Raw genomic sequence first — 14,709 nt, 5'->3', positions numbered from 1 at the left:
TAAAAAACGATATAGATAAGTGTGGTGTCAGAATGGGTATTTTACTATCCGATTTAGAAAACAAGAAGTTAAAAGAATTGTACGAACTGGCAAAAGAATATAAAGTACCATACTACGGCAAGCTGACGAAGCGTGAGCTCATGATTTCCATTTTAAAAGCGCAGGCTGAAAACGATGGCTTCTCGTTCATGGAGGGAATATTAGAGATCATTCCGACAGAGGGCTTCGGATTTTTGCGTCCGATCAACTACTCACCGAGCTCGCAGGATATTTATATTTCCGCGTCGCAGATCCGCCGTTTTGAGCTTAGAAACGGGGACAAAGTCTCTGGAAAAGTGCGTCCGCCGAAAGAAAACGAGCGTTATTACGGCCTGCTGCAGGTGAACATGGTGAACGGCGAAGATCCTGAAACGGCAAAGGACCGCGTTCATTTCCCTGCGCTGACGGCTTTATATCCAGACAGCAAAATGGTGATGGAAACAGAGAGCAAGAACATTTCAACTCGAATCATCGATATGATCGCACCAGTCGGCTTCGGTCAGCGCGGCTTGATCGTCGCTCCTCCAAAAGCGGGGAAAACAAGCTTGATCAAGGAAATCGCGCACAGCATCACTACGAACAACCCTGAGGTGGAGCTGATCGTTCTTCTGATCGATGAGCGCCCGGAGGAAGTGACTGACATCGAACGTTCGGTAAAAGGCGATGTTGTCAGCTCCACGTTTGATGAAGTGCCAGAAAACCACATCAAGGTCGCTGAGCTCGTGCTTGAGCGTGCGATGCGCCTAGTGGAGCACAAGAAAAATGTCGTGATCCTGCTCGACAGCATCACACGCCTTGCGCGTGCGTATAACCTTGTTATCCCGCCGAGCGGACGTACGCTCTCAGGCGGTATCGACCCGGCAGCGTTCCACCGTCCGAAGCGTTTCTTCGGTGCTGCCCGAAACATTGAAGAAGGCGGCTCATTGACGATTTTGGCGACGGCCCTTGTGGAAACAGGCTCGCGCATGGATGATGTCATTTATGAAGAATTTAAAGGAACCGGAAACATGGAGCTTCACCTCGACCGTAAGCTGGCTGAGCGCCGCATTTTCCCGGCGATCGACATCCGCCGTTCTGGAACTCGAAAAGAAGAGCTGCTTATCGAAAAAGAGCATCTTGAACACCTGTGGTCGATTCGTAAAACGATGGTCGATTCCATTGATTTTGTGGATAATTTCATGAAGCGATTGAAGCGCACACCGAACAATGAAGCGTTCTTTGAGATGTTTGAAGCCGAGAAAAACGGGAACACGAAACGCCCGAAAACATTGCAAAATTAGAATATTTTTCTCCTCCAAGTTCTGTTGCAAAGTCGTAACGTCCCTGTTATACTGTTTTTATGTGTTTATTTAACTCTGGCTCTTCCTCGGAATCCAGGGCAGAAGGAGTGATAACGAATGAAAGAAGCTATTCATCCAAACTATAAAAAGGTTCTTTTTGTAGATGCACAAAGCGGATTCACTTTCCTTTCCGGTTCTACATTGTCTTCTAGCGAAACAATGAAGTGGGAAGATGGAAACGAATACCCAGTGATCAAAGTGGATATCAGCTCTGACACTCATCCGTTCTACACAGGCCGTCAGAAGTTTACTGACGTTGGTGGACGTGTTGACCGCTTCAAAAAGAAATACAACATGAAGTAATCAAAAGGGCAAGTTATCTTGCCCTTTTTTTTTCTTCATTTATTCTAAAAATCCGTGAGTTTTAGGCGGATTTTTTACATGTTATGACATTTTGTCAAGCAAAGCCCGAGCTTGTCGTCTACTAAGTTTTCTTTACGCTGTTTCGACTCGACGTGGCTAAAAAGTTAATGTCCATAGTGTAAGTGCAGCTAAGGCTGACGCCAAAAGCTTGTCGTCTGCCAAGTTTTCTTTATATGTTCGTACGTTTGTACATACTAAATAGAAGAATGACCATCGGAAGGGGGAACCGGAACATGTATATCATGAAACACCACGGCTGGCTTGAGCTGATTTGCGGAAGCATGTTTTCTGGAAAATCGGAGGAGCTGATCGGCCGTGTTCGCCGCGCGAACTACGCCAAACAGCAAGTGCAGGTTTTCAAGCCGCTGATCGATAACCGGTACAGCGAGGAATCGGTCGTATCGCATAACGGAACAGCAGTAATCGCCGAGCCAGTCGGTCGTTCGGTCGATATCTTAAAAAATGTCCGTCCAGAAACAGAGGTTGTGGCGATTGACGAAGTGCAGTTTTTCGACATGGACATCATTCCAGTCGCGCAGGAGCTTGCCGATCAAGGCATGCGCGTGATCGTGGCAGGCTTGGACCAGGACTTCAGAGGCGAGCCGTTCGGGCCGGTTCCCGAGCTTATGGCTCTCGCTGAACACGTCACGAAGCTTCAGGCGATCTGCCAGGTGTGCGGTTCCCCTGCAAGCCGTACACAGCGCCTCATCAATGACGAGCCTGCATCCTATGATGACCCGATTATCTTAGTCGGCGCGTCAGAATCGTACGAGCCACGCTGTCGCCACTGCCACCAAGTGCCAGGGAAAAAGCGGAACGAGCTGAAAAACGACGCGTTTAATCAATAATGCTCTTTTAACAAGCCGGATCCTCAAGGGAGTCTGGCTTGTTTTCGCATTTATTTGCGAATCTTGAGAGTTTATTTGCAAATCTTGAACATTTATTTGCAAATCCGGACACATTATTAGCACCTCTAAAATTTTATTTGCACGCGCCCTCAAATCTCCCTCCGCCATACATTATTTCCCTTCATGCCATCATGGCGAATGGGGGATTTTAATGGTACGGGAGGTGTAGGCTGTGAGGAAGGTCATTTTCAGCTTATCAGCAGCAGTTATACTGCTTGGAGCGTGTTCTTCGCCGGTGAAGCCGCCGGAAGCGAGCGGGAAGATTGAGCCTGCTGCATATGAAGACAAAAAGGATATTCGTGACACGTTATTCGGACACGGCATCGTCAATTACCATGTAACGAAGAATGAGCCGCGCATCAACTATTCGACCGATACGAACATGAATCCGCATGATTACCGGACGATGAACACGACCCGGTTTGATATCTCGGACGATCAGGACTATATTCGCCGAGTCGTGAAAAATAGGACCGGGATTGAGCCGCAGATGGTTTCGATCAATGGAAACTTTGCCCATATTCATGTGAATGTTCCAAGTAACACGTCGAAAAAAGAACGCAGCAAGATTCGCCGAAACGTGATCAATGCCGTGCAAACCGCTGTGCCACGCTACAACTACTCGTTAAAGATCGACTGAACACAAGAAAAAGAGCCGAAAACCGGCTCTTTTTCTGCTACTTCCGTAAATTTTCCTGCTCCTTCAGCCTGTTTTGCTCGTCGGCTGCCTGTCTTGCTGTGTCTTTTAACGATTCCTGCCTCGCCTGTTCGCGCTGCTTTTCTGCTTCACGGTCGAAGTCTTTTTTCGGCTCTGTCATGATCATCGCCTCCTTTAGAGTTCAAGTTCCCCCAGTTTGGTGATGGTGAAACACGGCGTTTTACTTCACACGTCTTGCCGCTTGCTGCAAAGGATCCCACGCGCCGTTGTAGGGCGGGGCGTAGCTTAAATCCAGATCAATCAGATCATCAATGGTCATTCCACAATAAAGGGCGGTTGCGATCACATCGATCCGTTTATCAACGCCTTTTTTCCCGATAATCTGTGCTCCGAGCAATTGTTTGCTGTCTTCCGCGAACAATATTCTTATCTGCAGCTTCTCCGCACCTGGATAATATCCGGCATGGCTGTTCGCTGAAATGTCTACACTTTTAAACGTCAACCCGATCTTCTCAGCCTCTTTCGCTGAAACCCCTGTTTTGCCTAACGAAAGGTCCATGAACTGGATGATCGATGTGCCTGCGACGCCTTTAAACGGTTTTTTCAAGCCGACCATGTTCAGCCCGGCGATCCGGCCTTGCTTGTTGGCCGTCGTTCCGAGCGGGATGTGATCGTTTATTTTTTTCACGATATGGTACTGTGTCGCGCAGTCTCCCGCCGCATAAATTCCTTCAACGTTCGTCTGCATGTATTCATCGACGATCACAACTCCGCGATCGTTAAGCGCCACGCCCGTTCCCTTCAGAAAATCCGTGTTCGGCTTCACTCCGACACTCACAATGACAAGGTCGGTCATATAGTCCTTTTTCGCCGTCTTCACAAACTGGACGCGGTCATCGCCCTTGAACCCGAGCACTTCCTCCTGCAGACAAATTTCAATCCCGTGTTTCTCCGCTTCTTGTAAAATATGTGAGGCCATTTCGTCATCAAAAATGCCAGCTACCTGTGATCCGCGCTGGATAATGCGGACGTTTTTGCCGATTGCTTTCATGTTTTCAGCCATTTCGAGCCCGATGTAGCCGCCGCCGATGATCGTCACTTCACGCATGCTGTTCTGTAAATCAGCCAGCAGACGCTCCATGTCAGGAATGGTTTTGACAACATGCACGCCGTCCAGGTGGGTGCCGGACCAGTCAGGCATGAGCGGCCGGACACCTGAGGCGACCAGGAGCTTGTCATAGGAAAAGGTGAAAGGTTCGTTCGTTTTCGTATGTAATCCTGTCACGGTCTTGTTCTGTGCATCGACAGCTTGGACTTCATGATAAGTCCGCGCATCGATCTTATATTTTTCTCGAAACGTCTCAACAGAGCGCGCGATTAATTTATCGGTGGATGGTATAAGGCCGCCGGCAACATATGGCAGCCCGCACTGGCCATAGGAATAGATGCCGCCTTTTTCAAATACTGTAATATCTGCGTCTGGCAGATGGCGTACGATCTGCATCGCGGCACTCATGCCAGCTGCGTCACCGCCGATTATGGCAAATTTCATGAAACTCAGCCCCTTTCTTAACAGCTTAGTATTCCCGGTTTTCAGCATATCTTAACCTCTATTTTTCGATAAGTCCCGCTATTTTCCTTTATGACCAACATTAAGCGGCATCGAAAATCGAAACTTTATCGTAAAGAAAGAGGGTGACGTGTGTGCTTGAAATTAAATCAAATGGGCCTGGCTGGAATTCTCCGACAGAGCCGGTCACGCATTTGCTGAAGCTGCTCGATAAGAAGCCGCTGGATCCGGTGTATGAAGCCATGGGCAATTTTATCGTGAAGAATAAAAAGAATGTGACAGAAGATCCGCATTATGCCGGCAGCACACAGTTCTTCGGGCACTTTGCGACGGTCTCGCACTGCTTTAATATCATTACGGATGAAAAGGTTGTCATTGAAGAGCTGACAAAAGCGATCCGTATGAACCAGAATCGCCTCGACTACGAGCGATTGCGGAAAAATATATTCTAGATATTGTCAATAATGCCCTCGCTGGGTGATAATTTAATCACAAATCGTGAGAGCGGGTGGATAGATGAAGTGTCTAGTAGCATCGCTGAATGTTGGGCTTCCTGGCGTACTGGTCGTTAACGGAAAAGAAGTGCGGTCTGCGTTCAAGAAACAGCCTGCAGAAAACCCTGTATTCCTGCATTCTCTTCATTTTGAAGGAGACGGACAGGGAAACTTAGAAGTGCATGGCGGTGTGGATAAAGCCGCGTGCGCCTATCCGTTTGAGCATTATGCCTATTGGGAGAGTGAGCTCGGGACCGTGATGCCTGCTGCTTCATTTGGTGAGAACCTGACGCTCGCTGGCATGACAGAGGATCGTGTGTGCATCGGCGACATATGGCGCATAGGCGAAGCCATCGTGCAAGTGTCAGAGCCGCGCCAGCCGTGCGCGAAGCTCGGGGCGAGACATAATCGGCCAGACCTTGTAAAAAAAGTGGCCGACACAGGTTTCACCGGCTATTATTTCAGGGTGCTTCAGGAAGGTTATGTGAAAAAGGGAGATAACCCGGTGCTAAAGGAACGCCCTTACCCGAACTTGACGGTCCGATTCATGAACCTGGCGATATATAAGAAACCATCACAAGCAGACCTGAATCAGATATTGGAGTGCGAGGCATTAGCGGAAGGACTGCGTCAATTCATGGAAAAGAAAATGAGGAATCTTTTTCCTGCCTCTTAATCAGCGAATTGATGTTCTATTTTACGTTATTAAGGGAAAAGGACTGTAAAGAAGCTGTTTTTAAAAAAGGGGTGGCCGAAATGGAAACAAAAATTAACCTGGAAGATTACAAGATGCCAGCAGAAGTGAAGCATCCAGTGGAAGCATTACCGAAAGATACGAGCAATCCAAACCTGGCAAGTGACTTTCATAAAGCGCTGATGAACATGATCAATGAGTTTGATTCACAGCTTGATCACGATCATGAGGTCGGCATGAAGCTCGTCTCGTTCGGGAAAACCATCCAGTTCCACGTATCCCAGATTGGCTATGTGAACCCGAGCTTGATCACGTTCGCTGGGTTTACGCCGGAAGAGAACCCGGTCAAGCTCATCCAGCATGTCTCACAGCTCAGCTTCCTGCTCATGGAAGTGAAGCGACTGAAGCCGGACGAACCGAAGAAAAGAATTGGTTTTACAATCGAAGGATAACGGACAAGCTTTTCTTGGAGACCTATTTTCAAGAGAAGCTCTTTTTGTGCACTTTTTGAAATACAGTTGAGACTTGTACCGCAAAAGCATATAATTAGAATGTTATGCAACGATAAATGAGGTGAAAAGCGTGTTTGAACGGTTAGAAACGATTGAAGCCCGATATGATAAATTGAACGAACTATTGAGCGATCCAGAAGTGATCAGCGATAACAATAAACTGCGCGACTATTCGAAAGAACAGTCTCAGCTGCAGGAGCAAGTAGCGGTCTACCGCGAGTATAAAGAAGCAAAAGAGCAGCTCGACGGCGCAAAGCTTATGCTTGAAGAGAAAATGGACGCTGAAATGACAGCCATGGTAAAAGAAGAAATCAACGAGCTAGAAGAGCAGATCGAAGAATTTATCGCGAAGCTGAAGGTCCTTCTTCTCCCTAAAGACCCAAATGACGACAAGAACGTTATCGTCGAAGTGCGCGGCGCAGCAGGCGGAGACGAAGCGGCATTGTTCGCCGGCGACCTTTACCGCATGTACAGCCGTTATGCGGAAGTGCAAGGCTGGAAGACAGAAGTCATCGAGGCTTCGTATACCGAGCTTGGCGGCTACAAGGAAATTATCTTCATGATTAGTGGTAACGGCGCGTATTCGAAGCTGAAATATGAGAATGGCGCTCACCGCGTACAGCGTGTTCCTGCGACGGAATCTGGCGGACGCATTCATACGTCCACAGCGACGGTAGCCGTTCTTCCAGAAGCGGAAGAAGTTGAAGTAGAGATCCACGAAAAAGACGTTCGTGTCGACACGTTCACTTCATCAGGACCTGGCGGACAGTCGGTTAACACGACGCAGTCTGCGGTCCGTTTGACGCACTTGCCGACAGGTACGGTCGTATCATGTCAGGATGAGAAGTCTCAGATCAAGAACAAAGAAAAGGCGATGAAGGTTCTTCGCGCGCGTGTGGCGGACAAAATCCGCCAGGAAGAGCAGAAGAAATACGATGAGTCGCGTAAATCTGCCGTTGGTACAGGTGACCGCTCTGAGCGTATCCGTACGTACAATTTCCCGCAAAACCGAGTGACGGACCACCGTATCGGTCTGACCATCCAGAAGCTTGACCAGATCCTTCTTGGAAAATTGGACGAGTTCGTCGAGGCGCTTATTACAGAAGACCAGACGAGCAAGATGAAAGCACAGGCGGATAGCTAAAATGAAACACATACACGAAGCCCTGTCCTGGGCTTCTTCTTTTTTAGAAAGCAAGGGGCGGGAAGGTTTTGCGGCAGAAATCCTTTTGCGCCACGTCCTTGGCGGTTTGTCCAGAACTGAACTGATGATGAAGATGCGCGACGAGATGAAAAGGGATGATTTCGAGGCGTTTGAGCGTGCTGTCAGCCTGCACGCAGAGGGCGAGCCGGTGCAGTATATTACAGGATACGAAGAGTTTTACGGCCGAACGTTTACCGTGAACCGTGAAGTGCTCATACCGCGGCCAGAGACAGAAGAACTGGTGGAGCATGTGCTGTATCTTGTGAAAAAGTATTCACACGTGAAAAAAATGGTTGATGTCGGGACAGGAAGCGGCGCCATCTCGGTGACGCTTGCGCTTGAGAACGATGAACTCAATGTAAGTACAGTCGATATTGCTCACGAGTCGATTGAAGTAGCAGAAAAAAATGCCGCCGCACTCGGCGCCACTGTGACGTTTATGCATGGCGACCTGCTGCAGCCGCTGATCTCGGGCGGTATGAAGGTGGACGCGGTCGTATCAAACCCGCCGTATATTCCAGACGCAGATATCCTCGAGCTGGAGACGATCGTCAAAGACCGCGAGCCATATCGTGCGCTCAGCGGCGGAACAGACGGCCTCGATTTTTACCGCCGCTTCATGGAGGAGCTGCCGCTCGTCCTCAACGACGGCGGCTTCATCGGCTTTGAAGTCGGCGGAGGCCAAGGCGAACCCGTCGCAGAAATGCTCCGCCTGACATTCCCAGGCGCTCTAGTATACGTCAAACATGACATCTCGGGTAAGGACCGTATGGTGTTTGCGGAGAGTGTTAGAATTAAGAGCTGAGGTTAGCCCATTTAAACAACCAAAACCAGCTTTTGCTTCTCCGCCTCCCACAGTGGGGTCCGGTACCGATAACGGTCTTGATGATACCGAAGGTCATCATCTCGGTACCGGACCCCAGATGCTTGAAGACATCGAAGAACATGTTCGCCATACCCGGTCCAAGAGCCAAAACAACCACATCACGGTACCGGACCCCAGATGTTTGAAGACATCGAAGAACATGTTCGCCATACCCGGTCCAAGAACCAAATCCAAACATGTTTTAACGCTCAATAAAAAACTTTTAAAAAATACTAGCAAACTAGTATTTTTTTCTTTTATTCTGTTCACACTGTTCTCATGAGGTTGAAAGGGGACGGTTGGGGATGAAGAAAAGACAAAAGCGCCATCATTTTATTTTTATTCTATTAATTTCTTTAGCGGTGATGTTCTTATTTTTTGAAACGCAAACGAAGGTGGCGAACGCCACGTTGAATGGCTCGGTTCAGATTCCGGACGAGTCGATACGTCTTCGCATTCTCGCTAACAGCGACAATGCAGCCGATCAGCTGCTTAAGCGTCAGATCAGAGATGAAGTGAACAAGCAGATTACGACGTGGGTTGGTGGGATCAAGGACATTAAAGAGGCGCGTGAAATCATTAAGCAGCAGCTTCCTGCAATCGAGCAGATTGTGAAGAGCGAGCTGAAGCAGCTTGGAGCTAAGCGTGATTTCACAGTGCAATTTGATAAAGTGGCTTTTCCAACAAAGATGTACGGCGAGTTTGTTTATCCGGCTGGTAACTATGAAGCGGTTTTGATTACGCTTGGGGAAGGTACGGGAGCTAATTGGTGGTGTGTGCTGTTCCCTCCGCTTTGCTTCTTGGATTTTGAGAACGGGGACGCAGTGAAGTCGGATGAAAAAGACGGTAAGGCGTCTAAGCAAGGTGACGCACCGCTTCAGGCGGAGAACGTTTCTGATGATGAAGAAGAGACGGTGCAAACGAAGTTCTTCTTAGTTGAACTGTTCGGTTCCCTCTTTGATGCGGTCGGTACATTATTCTCCTAAATCACTCATATTTCATGCTTCATTTTCATAGAGTAGTGTAAAAGAAGGCTTTCATCGATTGGTGATGGGCCTTTTGTTTCTGTATAGGATGAAAATCACCTTTAGGAGAGGATAGAAATATGGGGATTATTTTACGTCAGGCGATGTCGTTTGAATCGAACGACATTTTGAAGCTAGTAGGGAAAGCGGGTTTGACAGCGGCGGGCATTCAGGATTCTATCCACAATTATCTGGTTGTGGAGAACAGTGAAGGCGAGACGATTGGAACGGTGGGACTTGAGAAGATGGGGGAGGATGGCCTTCTTCGTTCATTTGTTCTGAAGCAGGATTATTCCACAGAATCTCTTTTGCTTAAGCTGATGGACAAGATTTTGGTATACTCTAAGAAAAAGGGCGTTAAAACGATTTATCTGCTTACTAAATCGGTTTCTTTTTTTGAACAGTTATCGTTTATTCCTGTGAAAAGTGAAGAGATACCTGAACAGATCAAGAACAGTGCTCACTATCAAAACAATGCTGAAGAAAAGGTTGTGCTGCTGTCTTATCCATTGCATTGATGTTTGCCCACAACTTGTCCACATTTTTAACAGTTATGTGCATAACTCTGTGGATATAAAAGTTTTGCGATGTAACGGTTTTCAATGCGGACGGCTGCTGCACCTGAAAGGAATGCCAATTATGATGACATACAATACCATGGTCTGGACTGTGGATAACTCTGAGCAAGTGATTGAAAAAAATTCACAGCTTATCCAAGCTTCCCTGTGGATAAAAAAAGACGAGGTGGTCGCTTTTCCGACGGAGACGGTGTATGGTCTTGGCGGAAATGCCTACAGTGACACGGCCATTGGAAGGATTTATGAAGCGAAGGGCCGTCCGAGCGACAATCCGCTGATCGTTCATATTGCGGAAAGATCGCAGCTTCAAGATTTGGTGGGAGAGATTCCTGACAAAGCGAACAAACTGATGGGAGCGTTCTGGCCTGGCCCGCTCACGATCATCTTTCCAAAAGGAAGCAAGGTGAGCGCGCGTGTAACCGGCGGTTTGGACACGGTCGCTGTCCGCATGCCGGACCATCCTGTTGCGCTTGAGTTTATCAAATCATGCGGTGTGCCTCTTGCTGCGCCAAGTGCAAACCTTTCCGGAAAGCCGAGTCCGACTTCTGCTGTGCATGTTTATGAAGATCTGTCGGGGCGTATACCGGGAATTGTGGATGGCGGCCAGACAGGCATCGGGGTGGAATCCACGGTTGTGGATTGTTCTGTGGATGGACAGGTTACCATTTTGCGGCCAGGTGGCGTGACGAAAGAGCAGCTTGAACACGTGCTTGGATGTGCTGTGTATGTCGATCCTTCTTTTACTAAAAAAGATACGGCGCCTCGTTCTCCAGGAATGAAATATACCCATTACGCACCAGATGCGCCGTTTGTGCTCGTGAATGGCTCGAGAGAATTTATCCAACAGCTTGTCAAACAAGCTAAGTCGGAAGGGCGCCGGGCAGGTGTGCTGACGACTGTTGAAAACGAAGGCTTTTATTCAGCAGACGCTGTGATTCCTGCAGGTGTCAGGAGCCGGCCGGAAACGGTAGCGGCTGCGCTTTATGATGCGCTTCGTGCGTTCAATGAGGCGAAGGTCGACATCATATACGGTGAGGTGTTTCCAAAACACGGAGTCGGCGATGCGATCATGAACCGTCTGGAAAAGGCGGCTGGCGGAAACATGATGGTGGAAGAGGATAAATAAGCGAAATGAAGCCTTTTTTCAGAAGGCTTCATTTTAGTGTGATACAGCTATATAACACAACGCACTCAAAAAAACCTGAGCCATTTATTCGGCTTCAGGTTTTTCGTCTAATAGCGGAAGGGCGATCGTGAAGGTGCTGCCTTCACCGACCTTGCTGTGTATGGTGATTTTGCCGCCGTGATTTTCAACGATTTTGTAGCAGATCATAAGGCCAAGCCCAGTGCCCTTTTCCTTAGTGGTATAGAACGGTTCACCAAGCGTTTTCAGCCGGCTCTCTTCAATCCCGCAGCCTTCGTCGGTGATGGAGGTCACGATGTATCCATCTTTCAATCGCAGCCGGATGCGCACCGTGCCGCCAGCTGGCATGGACTCGATCGCATTTTTTAAGATATTGATGAACACCTGTTTGATCTGATTTTCTACGCACCAAACAGATGGCAGGTCCTTATCGCAGTCGAAATAAATTTGAGCGTTCATTAAATTAGCCTGCGAATCGAGAAGAGAGATGACATGGTCCATGAGCATCTTGATGTTCGTTAATGTAAAATTCATCGCTTGCGGCTTGGCAAGAAGCATGAACTCTCCAACGATTCCATTAATCCGGTCGATTTCAGACAGCATGATGCTGTAATACTCTGCATTCTCTGTCGCGCGAGATTGAAGCAGCTGCAAAAATCCTTTAATAGAGGTTAACGGGTTGCGAATTTCATGCGCCACTCCAGCAGCAAGCTGGCCGAGAACAGACAGCTTATCCGATTTTCGCAGCATTTCCTCCGTTTTCTTCCGTTCTGTCAAATCCCTCGACACGACCACGACACTTTCAAGCTCATGGTTCTCATCATTCACGACCGGAGTCGCCTGTGATTCGAGCAGCACATAGCTGCCATTGGCGTGCAGGCAGCGCGCTTCAAACTTAACAGGCAGCCTGGTCGATGCCATCGTCCGGAAAGCTGTTTTTGCTTTCATCCGGTCATCCTGGTGGAAGAACATGAGGCCGTTTTTCCCTATGTAATAGGACGGATCAAAGCCTAACAGCTGCTTATTGGAAGGTGACACATAGGTAATTCTGCCTGACGGTTCGGCAACAGCAATTAAATCCATCGTGTTTTCTGCGATGATCCGGTACTTTTCCTCACTAGCTCGAAGCGCCTTTTCTTTTATTTTACGCTCCGTAATATCGCGCGAGATGGCGGACATAGCGATGACCTCTCCGTTATCGCCGAACACCGGACTGAGCGAGAGGCTGACGTTTAATCGACGTCCGCTTTTATGAAGCCGAATGGTTTCATGGCTTTTTACGTAGCCGCCTTTTTTCACGATTTTTAACAGCTGCTCGGATTCAGGCACCATTTCTTCTGGCACGACAGGAAGAATTTCAGAGGCTGATTGATTCAGGTCGGCCTCGCTAAATCCGAACGTTTCTTCAAAAGCGGGATTCACTTGTGTGGTGTGATCACTGAAATTCATAATCGAGATGGCGTCTGTCGAGTTGTAGATCACCGCTTCAAGCAGCTCTTTCGTATCACGCAGTTCACGCTCATAATTCTTTTTCTCGGTTATGTCCTTTGCGATTCCGTAAACTCCAAGTACCTGGTCCACCACGATGATCGGTGTTACCGTCAAGTTTACAAACCGCTGCTCGCCGCTTTTAATGCAAATCATAATCTCATACGTTTGGGGATTGCCGTTAAGCGCTTCTTTAAATTGCTGCTCTGCTTGGAAATGGCGCTCCTTCGGCAGCAAAGGATGAAAGGACATGCCAAGCAGCTCTGATTGCGTGTAACCGGTCAGTATCTCGCACGCGGGATTTACCGTCGTGAAGCGGCCGTTCAGATCCACAGAGAATAAGGCATCCATATTGTGCTCGATTAACGATTGGAAACGCTGTTCGCTCTCGGCTAGCTGCCGTTCCATCGTGACACGCTCGGTCAAGTCCACACAAAAGCCGTATACCTCGACAATCTTGCCATCTCGGTACACAGGTCCGATCGCGGCTAAAAATGGAATGCCATTTAAAACCGCTTCATAGGTGACACTTTCCCCGTTCCAGGCTCGTTCGTAATACTTTAGCTTCAGCTCAGCCACTTTAGGTGGAAAGATATCTTTTATTGATTTTCCGATCACATGGTCTCTTGTTAATCCGAAAGCATCAAATAAGGCTCCTTCGCTTTCGGTCATGATGATTTCTCCGTTTTCCTTTTTGAAAGTAAACGTCATGCTTTTTTGCTTAGAAATGCCTGCAGATAAATAGGGAAGTTGAGTTTCTATGCTGCTGGCGTGCTGTGTCGGTGAGTTGGATTCTCCCATGACGTACTTTTGCCCCCCTTGCAAGAGATTTAGTTAATAAAATATATACGCTAAAAGTAGAGGAATCCCTTTTTCGCAGCTAGTTAAATTGTCGGCCTGACTTGTACAATTTTCTCTTCTAACCCCTTTGGGACGTGCATAGGTATAAGTAGCACAGAAGAGGGAGTGAAACGCTTGGCTGGAATCGGTGAATGGATGACACTTTGGTTGATGTCTTTCGCTCTCGGCATGGATGCCTTCTCTATCGGACTAGGCATGGGGATGCTCAAGCTTCGGAAAAAACAAATCTTGAAAATTGGTGTGACGATAGGATTATTTCATATGATCATGCCCCTTCTCGGCATGACACTTGGCAAACAGATTTCCGTTCACTTTGGCGGCATCGCCACTATGATCGGCGGCATCCTATTGCTGCTCATGGGACTGCAGATGATCCGCGCCTCTTTTTCCAAAGAGGATCAGCCTTTTCTGACACCCGTTGGATTCGGTCTATTGCTGTTCGCGCTGAGCGTCAGTCTCGATAGCTTCTCAGTCGGCTTATCGCTTGGCATTTACGGCGCCAAAACAGCCGCCGTCATTATGATGTTCGGGTTCATGAGCATGATCCTCACATGGAGCGGCCTGTTCATGGGCTCTAAGGTGCAAAAATGGCTCGGCTCCTACAGCGAAGCCCTCGGCGGCTGCATCCTCATGGCATTCGGCGTAAAGCTTCTCTTTTAATTTGGGTAATTTGGGGGTCCGGTACGTTTCATAACCATCCGGGTGTGCCGACCTGCCATCAAACTCCATTTGTGACGATCAAACAGCCATGCTCCCAAGCACACTGATTTATGCTAGAGTGATAAGGGAGCACGGCTTTTATTCTTGCACTTCAAGAAAGCATAACGTTTTAACAGGGAAGATAATTGACGCACTCAAAAAGTTTAGGATTAAAGTATAAGGTCAACTAAGGCTGACTTTAATACATGGCGTCAGCCAAGTTATCTTTAGCCGTTTTTGGGAAAACTAGAGTAAGAGGTGAGCACA

At 48.1% G+C, this 14,709-nt stretch carries 16 protein-coding genes; 13 read left to right on the top strand and 3 right to left on the bottom strand.

From position 1 onward, the window contains the following. Positions 1 to 32: 32 nt before the first annotated feature. The 4 genes from rho (at position 33) to ACFQPF_RS07695 (ending at position 3,290) form a co-directional block, all read left to right on the top strand. Complete coding sequence (gene rho / locus ACFQPF_RS07710) at positions 33 to 1,319, top strand: transcription termination factor Rho (RefSeq protein WP_379748236.1); 1,287 nt, start codon at positions 33 to 35, stop codon at positions 1,317 to 1,319. Between the two features lie 117 nt (positions 1,320 to 1,436). Beyond that, on the top strand, positions 1,437 to 1,682 hold the full coding sequence (locus tag ACFQPF_RS07705; protein WP_379748234.1) for a type B 50S ribosomal protein L31: 246 nt from the start codon (positions 1,437 to 1,439) through the stop codon (positions 1,680 to 1,682). A gap of 293 nt (positions 1,683 to 1,975) precedes the next feature. After that, complete coding sequence (locus ACFQPF_RS07700; protein WP_379748232.1) at positions 1,976 to 2,590, top strand: thymidine kinase; 615 nt, start codon at positions 1,976 to 1,978, stop codon at positions 2,588 to 2,590. 232 nt (positions 2,591 to 2,822) lie between these two features. Then, positions 2,823 to 3,290: a hypothetical protein gene (locus ACFQPF_RS07695; protein WP_379748230.1), complete on the top strand. Its 468-nt coding sequence runs from the start codon at positions 2,823 to 2,825 to the stop codon at positions 3,288 to 3,290. A gap of 37 nt (positions 3,291 to 3,327) precedes the next feature. Here ACFQPF_RS07695 and ACFQPF_RS07690 read toward each other — a convergent pair whose 3' ends face one another. Continuing rightward, on the bottom strand, positions 3,328 to 3,468 hold the full coding sequence (locus ACFQPF_RS07690) for a hypothetical protein (RefSeq protein WP_379748228.1): 141 nt from the start codon (positions 3,466 to 3,468) through the stop codon (positions 3,328 to 3,330). Between the two features lie 60 nt (positions 3,469 to 3,528). After that, positions 3,529 to 4,860, bottom strand: a complete 1,332-nt coding sequence (locus ACFQPF_RS07685; RefSeq protein ID WP_379748226.1) for an FAD-dependent oxidoreductase — start codon at positions 4,858 to 4,860, stop codon at positions 3,529 to 3,531. Between the two features lie 152 nt (positions 4,861 to 5,012). Here ACFQPF_RS07685 and ACFQPF_RS07680 point away from each other — a divergent pair, with 152 nt between their 5' ends. From ACFQPF_RS07680 to ACFQPF_RS07645, 8 genes are all read left to right on the top strand, one after another. After that, entirely contained in the window at positions 5,013 to 5,330 is a 318-nt protein-coding gene (locus ACFQPF_RS07680) for a hypothetical protein (RefSeq protein ID WP_379748223.1), read from the top strand. Between the two features lie 64 nt (positions 5,331 to 5,394). Next, the gene (locus ACFQPF_RS07675) at positions 5,395 to 6,048 is read left to right on the top strand and encodes an MOSC domain-containing protein (protein WP_379748221.1); all 654 of its coding nucleotides are present in this window, start codon (positions 5,395 to 5,397) and stop codon (positions 6,046 to 6,048) included. Positions 6,049 to 6,128: 80 nt separating this feature from the next. Beyond that, positions 6,129 to 6,518: a DUF6173 family protein gene (locus ACFQPF_RS07670; protein ID WP_379748219.1), complete on the top strand. Its 390-nt coding sequence runs from the start codon at positions 6,129 to 6,131 to the stop codon at positions 6,516 to 6,518. A 130-nt stretch (positions 6,519 to 6,648) separates the two neighbouring features. Then, positions 6,649 to 7,722 (top strand): peptide chain release factor 1, encoded by a 1,074-nt coding sequence (prfA, locus tag ACFQPF_RS07665; protein WP_379748216.1) that lies wholly within the window; start codon positions 6,649 to 6,651, stop codon positions 7,720 to 7,722. A 1-nt stretch (position 7,723) separates the two neighbouring features. Further along, positions 7,724 to 8,587 carry a peptide chain release factor N(5)-glutamine methyltransferase gene (prmC, locus tag ACFQPF_RS07660; protein WP_379748214.1) on the top strand — a complete coding sequence of 288 codons (864 nt, stop codon included), beginning with the start codon at positions 7,724 to 7,726 and terminating at the stop codon, positions 8,585 to 8,587. Positions 8,588 to 8,952: 365 nt separating this feature from the next. Further along, entirely contained in the window at positions 8,953 to 9,633 is a 681-nt protein-coding gene (gene spoIIR, locus ACFQPF_RS07655; RefSeq protein WP_379748212.1) for a stage II sporulation protein R, read from the top strand. Positions 9,634 to 9,752: 119 nt separating this feature from the next. Next, on the top strand, positions 9,753 to 10,190 hold the full coding sequence (locus ACFQPF_RS07650) for a GNAT family N-acetyltransferase (RefSeq protein WP_379748210.1): 438 nt from the start codon (positions 9,753 to 9,755) through the stop codon (positions 10,188 to 10,190). A 121-nt stretch (positions 10,191 to 10,311) separates the two neighbouring features. After that, the gene (locus tag ACFQPF_RS07645; protein WP_379748208.1) at positions 10,312 to 11,376 is read left to right on the top strand and encodes an L-threonylcarbamoyladenylate synthase; all 1,065 of its coding nucleotides are present in this window, start codon (positions 10,312 to 10,314) and stop codon (positions 11,374 to 11,376) included. An 84-nt stretch (positions 11,377 to 11,460) separates the two neighbouring features. On the opposite strand, the gene ACFQPF_RS07640 is transcribed toward ACFQPF_RS07645, so the two are convergent. Further along, entirely contained in the window at positions 11,461 to 13,683 is a 2,223-nt protein-coding gene (locus tag ACFQPF_RS07640; protein ID WP_379748206.1) for a PAS domain S-box protein, read from the bottom strand. Between the two features lie 195 nt (positions 13,684 to 13,878). On the opposite strand from ACFQPF_RS07640, the gene ACFQPF_RS07635 reads away from it, so the two are divergent. Beyond that, positions 13,879 to 14,403 carry a manganese efflux pump MntP gene (locus ACFQPF_RS07635; protein WP_379748481.1) on the top strand — a complete coding sequence of 175 codons (525 nt, stop codon included), beginning with the start codon at positions 13,879 to 13,881 and terminating at the stop codon, positions 14,401 to 14,403. The last annotated feature ends 306 nt before the right edge of the window (positions 14,404 to 14,709 follow it).

This window comes from Fictibacillus iocasae (assembly GCF_042665465.1).
Lineage (GTDB): Bacteria > Bacillota > Bacilli > Bacillales > Fictibacillaceae > Fictibacillus > Fictibacillus iocasae.
Note: the sequence above shows the minus strand (reverse complement) of the source record. Positions and strands in the feature narration are given on the sequence as shown.

Coding starts and splice junctions, on each gene's coding strand:
- rho (WP_379748236.1), top strand. CDS start 33: ATGGGTATTTTACTATCCGATTTAGAAAACAAGAAGTTAAAAGAATTG.
- ACFQPF_RS07705 (WP_379748234.1), top strand. CDS start 1,437: ATGAAAGAAGCTATTCATCCAAACTATAAAAAGGTTCTTTTTGTAGAT.
- ACFQPF_RS07700 (WP_379748232.1), top strand. CDS start 1,976: ATGTATATCATGAAACACCACGGCTGGCTTGAGCTGATTTGCGGAAGC.
- ACFQPF_RS07690 (WP_379748228.1), bottom strand. CDS start 3,468: ATGACAGAGCCGAAAAAAGACTTCGACCGTGAAGCAGAAAAGCAGCGC.
- ACFQPF_RS07685 (WP_379748226.1), bottom strand. CDS start 4,860: ATGAAATTTGCCATAATCGGCGGTGACGCAGCTGGCATGAGTGCCGCG.
- ACFQPF_RS07675 (WP_379748221.1), top strand. CDS start 5,395: ATGAAGTGTCTAGTAGCATCGCTGAATGTTGGGCTTCCTGGCGTACTG.
- ACFQPF_RS07670 (WP_379748219.1), top strand. CDS start 6,129: ATGGAAACAAAAATTAACCTGGAAGATTACAAGATGCCAGCAGAAGTG.
- prmC (WP_379748214.1), top strand. CDS start 7,724: ATGAAACACATACACGAAGCCCTGTCCTGGGCTTCTTCTTTTTTAGAA.
- spoIIR (WP_379748212.1), top strand. CDS start 8,953: ATGAAGAAAAGACAAAAGCGCCATCATTTTATTTTTATTCTATTAATT.
- ACFQPF_RS07650 (WP_379748210.1), top strand. CDS start 9,753: ATGGGGATTATTTTACGTCAGGCGATGTCGTTTGAATCGAACGACATT.
- ACFQPF_RS07645 (WP_379748208.1), top strand. CDS start 10,312: ATGATGACATACAATACCATGGTCTGGACTGTGGATAACTCTGAGCAA.
- ACFQPF_RS07640 (WP_379748206.1), bottom strand. CDS start 13,683: ATGGGAGAATCCAACTCACCGACACAGCACGCCAGCAGCATAGAAACT.
- ACFQPF_RS07635 (WP_379748481.1), top strand. CDS start 13,879: ATGACACTTTGGTTGATGTCTTTCGCTCTCGGCATGGATGCCTTCTCT.